We start from the raw sequence: 7,240 nt of genomic DNA on the forward strand, positions 1-7,240 counted from the left end.
GCCCGTCGAGTCCGGTGGGGGAGGTGTCGCGCGGTGGAGCCCGCGCTCAGAGCTGCGCGAGCAGCCTCCCGCACGCCTGCTCGCAGCGGCGGCAGGTCTCGGCGCAGATCCGGCAGTGCTCGTGCATCCCGGCGTGCTGCTCGCAGTCGTCGGCGCAGGCGCGGCAGGCGAGGAGGCAGGCCTCGACGAGGGCGCGGACGGCCGCGGATCCGACGACGCCTCGGCGCGACAGCACGGCGCCGGTCGCGGCGCACACGTCGGCGCAGGCGAGGTCGGTGCGGATGCAGTGGACCAGCTCGGCGACCGACTCCTCGCCGAGGCACGCGTCGGCGCAGGCGGTGCAGGTGAGTGCGCAGGCGCCGCACGCGTCGATGCACTCGGCCAGGACCTCCGGATCGACGCCTCGCAGCTCCTCGGGGTGGCTCCGGATCATGTCGCTCGTGCTGCTCATGGCGCGTCCTCTCGTCGTGACCCCGGCGGGTCGATCGGTCCGGGCGACGCTACGGGCCCGCCCGCGACCGGGCGAGGGCCTGGCCAGGCACCGCGGCCGGTGATAGCCGCGCGGTCAGCCCCTCACGACGAAGGCGTCGTGGATCAGGTTGCCCCCGGTCGCCGCCGGATTCCGTGTGCTGCCGCGGGTGATCGTGACGGTGTGGGTGCCGGCGGGCAGGGTCCCGCTGGTCCAGACGGTCTGGGCGGAGCGGGTGGTGGCGCTGTAGCGGTCGACCGAGGCCACGAGGACGCCGTCGAGGCGGACCTCGTCGATCCCGGACGTGCTGGACCGGCGGCTCACCCACGAGACTCCGGTGCCGGTGAAGCGGAGGGTGGCGGAGGCGCCCCCTGTCGACGAGAAGGAGACACCGCCGCCGCTGTCCGCGGAGGAGGAGGTGGTGGACCAGGTGCCCGTGACGGCGACGGCCGGCGAGCCGTTCTGGTGGGTGCCGGCCCCGACGGCGGCGAGCGGAGTCGCGGTGGCGGTCGGCGTGGAGGTCGAGGTCGGCGCGGCGGTCGCGGTCGGCGTGGGCGCGGCCGTCGGCACCGGGGTGGCGGCCCTCTTCGCGAGCACGATGGACGCCGTCGCTCCCTTCAGCCCGTTCGGCCGGAACGTGATCGTCGTCGCGGTGCTCGTCCTGCTCGTCACGCTCAGGGCGGCGCTCGAGGACACCGTGCCCGCGGTCGGCCGCGCGAGCGTCACGGTGAGCGCGCTCGTCGAGACCTGCGTCGGGTCGACGGTCGAGACGGTCACCGTGTCCGCGTCCTCCCGGATCGAGACCAGTCCGGCGCCGGTGATGCTCGCGACCCGGGTGCCTCCGACGAGCACGGGGCTCGTGGTCCCGGCCTTCCACGACACGGCGCTCACGGTGCCGGTCGAGCGGTCGCGGGCGGCGCTCAGCTGGGGTGTGTTGCTGAGCACGGTCACGTCCGGGTCCGCCGCGTACGCGGCGGTCGCCGCCTCGGAGGCGCCGGGGAGGACCGTGTACGCGTACGAGGCGCCGGTCGGGTTCGTGCCGTGGCTCGTCGTGAGGGAGTAGTAGTGGCCGGTCACCGGCGCCGTCGGACCGGCGGCGCTCACGGCGCTCCAGGCTCCGGTGCGGGTCCGCCCCTGCGCGGTCAGGGCGATCGGCGTCGGGAAGACGTAGCCCACCGACTCCGCGGAGCCGGTGATCGAGGCCCAGCGGGCGGTGCTCGTGGCGGTCGCCTCCGCACCGCGGAGGACGCCGTCGACGCGGAGCCTCGCGTCGGGAGCGACGTCGCGGCGGTCGTCGATCACCGTCTCCGCGCGCCGGCGCACCCCGTCCCAGCCGGTCCCGGACATGTCGGTCGCCGTGATCCCGGAGCCGAGCGCGAGGATCTCGTCGTCGAAGGTGAACCAGGCCTTCTTCGCGACCAGGCTCACCGACGCCGCGTCGAAGTCGAGCGCCGCGATCCCCGTCCGCCGCGACGGGCTCTCGAGGCTCCCGGTGAAGGTCGTCGTCGGGCGGGACGACGCGCCCTCGCCCGCGCTCCGGACGATCGTGTCCTCGGTGGTGCCGGGCATCCGGTACGGGTTCGCCGTGGCCCAGTAGCCGTCGTCGTACTGGCGCCCGCTGCCCAGGTGGAGCGAGGTCGCGCCGTCGCCGGTGTACCAGCCGCTGCGGTTCTCGCCGTTGAGCGACTCGTAGCGGGCGATCCGTGTGCTCGACAGGCCGACGGCGAAGCCCGAGGTCGCCGTGGTCCGCGTGAAGCGGTCCATGCCGGCGAAGGCCCGGACGCCCGAGCCGATCGGGGTCGCGGTCAGGCCCGTGTCGGCGAGGACGAGCCGCGCGCGCACGACGTCGCTGACGGATCCGGCCGTCTCGATGCTCACGGGGCTGCCGGCGTTGCAGGCCAGCCAGCTCTTCGCCAGCGCGTTCGTCCGGGTCCGGGCCGCGGGCGGGGCGCTGTCGGCGAGGCGCAGCACCGCCGCCTGCAGCTGGACTCCGACGTCGCCGTCCTCCGACTCCGCCCGCGCGGTCTCGCGGCCGCGGACCGTCGACATCACGGCGCCGCACCAGGTGACGGGGGCGAAGGAGGAGGCGAGCCGGTCGTACACGCCGAGCCCCTCCGGGCTCGTGATCTCCCAGCGGGAGCCGTCGAGCAGCGCGTACAGGTCGTCGAGGGTGTCGAGCATCGAGAGCCCGTACCCGCCGCTGTAGGCGAAGACGCTGTGCTGCACGAAGGAGCCGTCGGCGTGGAAGCCGTCGCCGGACGCCACCGTCCGCAGCGCCGGGTCGATGCCGGCGGCCGCCTCCGCGATCTTCGCCGGCTGCTTCAGAAGCACTGCCCGCCCGGCGATGACCGCCGCCGTCCAGACGCGGTTGGCGCCGGTCCGGGTGACGGTGTCGGCGAAGCGCGTCGAGGCCGACAGGTAGGCCTGCACCTGCGCCGCCGAGAGGTCGGGGTAGAGGAGGGCGGTGATGCTGTTCAGCTCGAGCGGGATGCCGATCTGCTGCTCCCACCAGCGGGAGGTGCCGGTGGTGGAGCGGTTGTAGCGGTTCGCCGAGAGCCAGTCGGCGGTCGTGACGACGTCGCGGAGGAGCGCCGGGTCGCCGGTGAGGGCGGTCCCGGGGGTCTTCAGCGCGGTCGCGAGGACGGTGACCCGCTTGTAGGCGGCCCACACCTCCACCGCCGAGGTGCCCGTGACCAGGTCGGGCCAGGGCTCGCCGCCGTCGGTCTCGAGCGTCGACCAGTAGCCCTCGGCCTCGGCGACGAGGCGGCCCTTCGCCGCGGCGAGGCCGCCGACGCTCGCGCTGCCCGGGATCGTGCCCGTCAGGTCGGCGACGAGGCCGAGGCGCATCGCGTCGTACTCGTCGCCCGCCGAGTCGACGGCGGACGCGGTCGGCGCGGCGGCGAGCGGGAGGATCAGGGCGGTCACCAGCAGGAGCGCCGCAGCGAGCGGGCTCCCGCGCCGGGGCGCGTCGGATCGAGAGGGTCGGTTCGTCTCCGCGCGCGTTCGGCGGAGGGGACGCGGCTGGGTGGGCACGGGCGCTCCTGAGGCGACGCCCACGAGCCTGCGGGCTTCGGGTGCTCGCGGGTCGCCGGGGGAGCGTCGGGTGAAGAGTAGGGGTCCGCTCCGTCCGGTGGCAAGAGGCGGAGGCGAGGACGGCCGGGATCGGCCACCGCCGACGCTCCCGACCGCGCGATCTGCGACAGCCGTACCCCGTGAGGGGTACAGAGGCGCCGAAGGTCCCCCACCCGTCAAGCGGAGCGATACGGTCGGAGGTGCGTGTGCGCTCCGGGGAGTCCCGGCGCGGCGCGCAGGGGGAAGGGGGCACGGATGATCGAGGCCGAGCAGGATCCGCGGCTGGTGGCGCTCGAGGCGCTCGAGATGATGGGGTCGGCTCCGGAGGAGCGCTTCGACCGGATCACGCGGATGGCCGAGGAGCTGTTCCGCGTGCCCGTGGCCGAGATCCACTTCCTCGACGACACCACGCTGTTCACGAAGTCCCCGCAGCGTCCGGACGCCGTGCTCGCCTACCCGCGCGCCGGCACCTTCTGCGACGCGACGCTCGAGAAGCGCACCACCTTCGTCGTGCCGGACCTCGGTGCCGACGAGGCGTGGGTCGGGCACGAGCACGTCGCGGGGTACCCGCACGTCCGCTTCTACGCCGGGCGGCCGCTGTCGGTCGAGGGCGACCTGCAGCTGGGCACCCTCTGCCTCATCGACTTCGTGCCCCGGAGCCTCACCCCGGACGAGCGGCAGCTGCTCGAGGAGTTCGGCGAGTGGGTCGAGCGCGAGCTGCGCGACACGGCGGAGCGCGACCGCGCCGCCGACATGCAGACGCAGATGGCTCCCTCCTCCCTCCACCACCCCGCCGGCTACGAGCTCTCGGGGCTCTCGCTGCCGCGGTGGACGATCACCGGCGACTTCTACAGCTGGCGCGGCGACGACGAGACGGTCGACCTGACCCTCGTGGACGTGATGGGCAAGGGGACGGCAGCGGCGATCGTAGCCGCCTCGATCCGCTCCGCGTTCCGGGCGCGCCTGGGCGGCGACCCCGACGCGGTCGTCAGCGCGGTGAGCGCCCAGCTGCACGACGACTTCACGGCCACGGAGACCTTCGCGACCCTCTTCCACGGGCGCCTCGACACCGCGTCCGGCCGGATCGACTTCGTCGACGCGGGCCACGGGCTCACCGTCCTCCTCCGCGCCGACGGCTCGTTCCAGCGGCTCGCGGCACTGGGCCTCCCGCTGGGCATCGCGGAGGACGGCGGCTGGATCACCCAGACCGTGGAGCTCGCGGTCGGCGACTCGCTCCTGGCCTTCACCGACGGTGTCCTCGACCTCTACGACGGGACCCTGCAGTCCCTGGCGCGCGCGGTCGACCTCGCCCGCGACTCCGCCGACACCGCCGAGTTCCTGCATGCGCTGAGGGCGCTCGCCGCCTCCGGCTCCGCGTCCGACGACATCACCGCCCTCGTGCTGACCCGCACGGGCGCCGACCGCTCCGCCGAGAAGGACCCCGCATGACGTTCACGACCGAGACGACCGCCCCCGACATCGCCGTGCTGCGGGGGGAGGGGCGGCTCAACGCGGCCTCGGCTCCGGAGCTCCGCTCGGCCGTCCGCCGGGCGATCGACGAGGGCAGCCCCCGCATCGTCGTCGAGCTCAGCGCGGTGACGTTCATGGACTCCTCCGGCCTCGGCGCCCTGGTCGGCGCCCTCAAGACCGCGCGGCAGGCGGGCGGCGACCTGCGGATCGCGGCTCCCAGCGAGCAGGTCGTGATGGTGCTGCAGCTGTCCAACCTGGACCGGGTGCTCACCCTCTTCGACACCGCCGGCGACGCGTACCGTGACTGAGCGCAGCGTCGGGTTCCGCACGCCCCCGGACGACACCGAGGTCGTCCACGAGATGCTCGCCGAGCTCTGGGGCGAGCGCCCGGACCTGCCGGCCCGCGACCGCATGGCCGTCGAGACGGCGCTGGTCGAGCTGGTCGACAACGTCATCCAGCACGCGACGTCGACGACGACGATCGTCTGCCGCCTCGTCGTGCGCGTCGAGGGAGACGCGATCCACGCGGAGCTGGTCGACACGGCCGATCCGCCGGACATCGGCACGGGGCCGCGGGAGATGCCGGACGTCTTCGCGGAGTCGGGCCGCGGGCTCGCTCTCATCCAGGCTCTGACGACCACGTTCGAGCACGAGCGCTCGGAGGGGCGCAACGTCTGGACCCTGACCCGGGCGCTGGACTCCTAGCGACTGGCGCGGATCAGCGGATCGTGTGCGCGGTGATGACCGCGGCGGCACGCGCCAGGTCGTCCGCCATGCCGTTCAGCCCGGGGGAGGCCTTCAGCACCTCCGCGCTGACCTCGTCGTAGCGCTCGTCCACCTGCGCGAGCAGCTGCTCCCCGGAGTCGGTGAGGCGCAGGAGGACGCTGCGGCGGTCCTGCGGGTTGGCGAGCCGGTCGACGTGGCCGGCGGTCGCCAGCCGGTCGAGGAGCGCGGTCACGGCGCCCGTCGAGAGGGAGAGCTCGAGACCCAGCCACTTCGGCGTGAGGTCGGGCGACTCGCCGAGGACCTCGAGCGCGGTGAGCTCCGAGATGCCCACGCCCACGCCCGCGGCGATGCTCGCGCGGAGGTGCCGCTGCGCGTTCTCGAGCAGGCGGAGCGACTGCCGCAGCTGCACGGCGGGCGCGTCCTGGTCGACGTCGCGCGGGGTCGGTCTCTCGGTGGTCATTCGTCCTTCTCGGGGTAGGGCTGGGGTCATCGTACGGGTCGCCCTCGGGGGTCCCGGCCTGTCACCCGGACAGGGGGTGAAAGAACGATTGCAATGTATCTTGGTCATCAAGTAACTTAGCGGTCAATCGAGTTCGGCGTAACACCAGCCGGACCCTCCCCCTTCAGCATCAGCCCGCCCCACTCGATCAGGAGTCCTGCCATGTCGACCCACACCGCCAAGTCCAAGCGCGTCCGCTTCGCTCCCCTCGCCATCGCGACGAGCATCGCCGCCGCCGCTCTCCTCTCCGTCTCGATGTCCGGCACCCTGTCCGGCTTCGTCGCGAGCATCTCCAACACCGGCAACACCGCCGCCTCCGGCTCGCTCGTCATGGAGGAGAAGTCGACCGGCGCCAGCCCCATCACCTGCCTCAGCACCGACGGCGGCTCGATCAGCACCAACACCGCGACCTGCGCGACCATCAACAAGTTCGGCGGATCGACCACGATGGTCCCCGGCCAGACCGTCACCACCGCGATCACGCTGAAGAACACCGGCACCGTCAACGCCAACACCTTCACGCTGACCCCCGGCGCCACCTGCTCGCAGAGCAACAACGTCGCGGCCGGCGCCTCCGGCTCCGCCACCGACTTCTGCGGCAAGCTCAACGTCGTGATCACCTCCGGCGGGACCACCGTCTTCACCGGCACCGCCGCGACCCTCGCCGGCTCGGCCGTCAAGACCCTCAACACCGCCCCGGTCACCCCCGGCACCTCCACCCCCTTCTCCATCGCCGTGACCCTCGACTCGTCGGCCACCAACGCCTACCAGGGCCTGTCCGCGTCGCTCCCGCTCACCTGGACCTTCGCGAGCTGATCCCCTCTCCACCCGGCCCGGAGCGCCCCCGCGCGACGGGCCGGGGGAGGAGCGTCCCGCGGCGCTCCTCCTGCACCGCCCCCGAGAATCCCCGTCTCCTGGATCGCCTTGAGGATCCGCGCCCGCGTCGCCTCCGGGACCCGGGCGAGCTGCTCGCCCTTGTCGTTGAGCACGAACGACACCGTCGT

Annotated in this window: 7 protein-coding genes; 4 read left to right on the forward strand and 3 right to left on the reverse strand. The window is 73.5% G+C overall.

What is annotated here, in order from left to right; all coding sequences use genetic code 11:
* Positions 1-46: 46 nt before the first annotated feature.
* Together C5C74_RS09330 and C5C74_RS09335 are read right to left on the reverse strand one after the other, a co-directional pair.
* Positions 47-451: a four-helix bundle copper-binding protein gene (locus C5C74_RS09330; protein WP_104351400.1), complete on the reverse strand. Its 405-nt coding sequence runs from the start codon at positions 449-451 to the stop codon at positions 47-49.
* A 114-nt stretch (positions 452-565) separates the two neighbouring features.
* Complete coding sequence (locus C5C74_RS09335) at positions 566-3,394, reverse strand: polysaccharide lyase 8 family protein (RefSeq protein WP_104351401.1); 2,829 nt, start codon at positions 3,392-3,394, stop codon at positions 566-568.
* A gap of 402 nt (positions 3,395-3,796) precedes the next feature.
* Between C5C74_RS09335 and C5C74_RS09340 the strand changes: the two genes are divergently transcribed.
* From C5C74_RS09340 to C5C74_RS09350, 3 genes are read left to right on the forward strand one after another with little or no spacing between them, the layout of a single operon-like run.
* Positions 3,797-4,990: a PP2C family protein-serine/threonine phosphatase gene (locus C5C74_RS09340; RefSeq protein WP_104351402.1), complete on the forward strand. Its 1,194-nt coding sequence runs from the start codon at positions 3,797-3,799 to the stop codon at positions 4,988-4,990.
* On the forward strand, positions 4,987-5,319 hold the full coding sequence (locus C5C74_RS09345; RefSeq protein WP_104227127.1) for an STAS domain-containing protein: 333 nt from the start codon (positions 4,987-4,989) through the stop codon (positions 5,317-5,319). The genes C5C74_RS09340 and C5C74_RS09345 overlap by 4 nt, the downstream gene beginning before the upstream one ends.
* Entirely contained in the window at positions 5,312-5,716 is a 405-nt protein-coding gene (locus C5C74_RS09350; RefSeq protein ID WP_104351403.1) for an ATP-binding protein, read from the forward strand. The genes C5C74_RS09345 and C5C74_RS09350 overlap by 8 nt, the downstream gene beginning before the upstream one ends.
* A gap of 13 nt (positions 5,717-5,729) precedes the next feature.
* Here the strand turns inward: C5C74_RS09350 and C5C74_RS09355 are convergent, their stop codons facing one another.
* Positions 5,730-6,197 carry a MarR family transcriptional regulator gene (locus C5C74_RS09355; RefSeq protein WP_104297715.1) on the reverse strand — a complete coding sequence of 156 codons (468 nt, stop codon included), beginning with the start codon at positions 6,195-6,197 and terminating at the stop codon, positions 5,730-5,732.
* Positions 6,198-6,398: 201 nt separating this feature from the next.
* On the opposite strand from C5C74_RS09355, the gene C5C74_RS09360 reads away from it, so the two are divergent.
* A complete protein-coding gene (locus tag C5C74_RS09360; RefSeq protein WP_104224276.1) occupies positions 6,399-7,052 on the forward strand; it encodes a hypothetical protein in 654 nt (217 codons plus the stop codon).
* The last annotated feature ends 188 nt before the right edge of the window (positions 7,053-7,240 follow it).

The sequence above is a fragment of the Rathayibacter sp. AY1E8 genome (assembly GCF_002931415.1).
In the GTDB taxonomy this organism is placed as follows: Bacteria; Actinomycetota; Actinomycetes; order Actinomycetales; family Microbacteriaceae; genus Rathayibacter.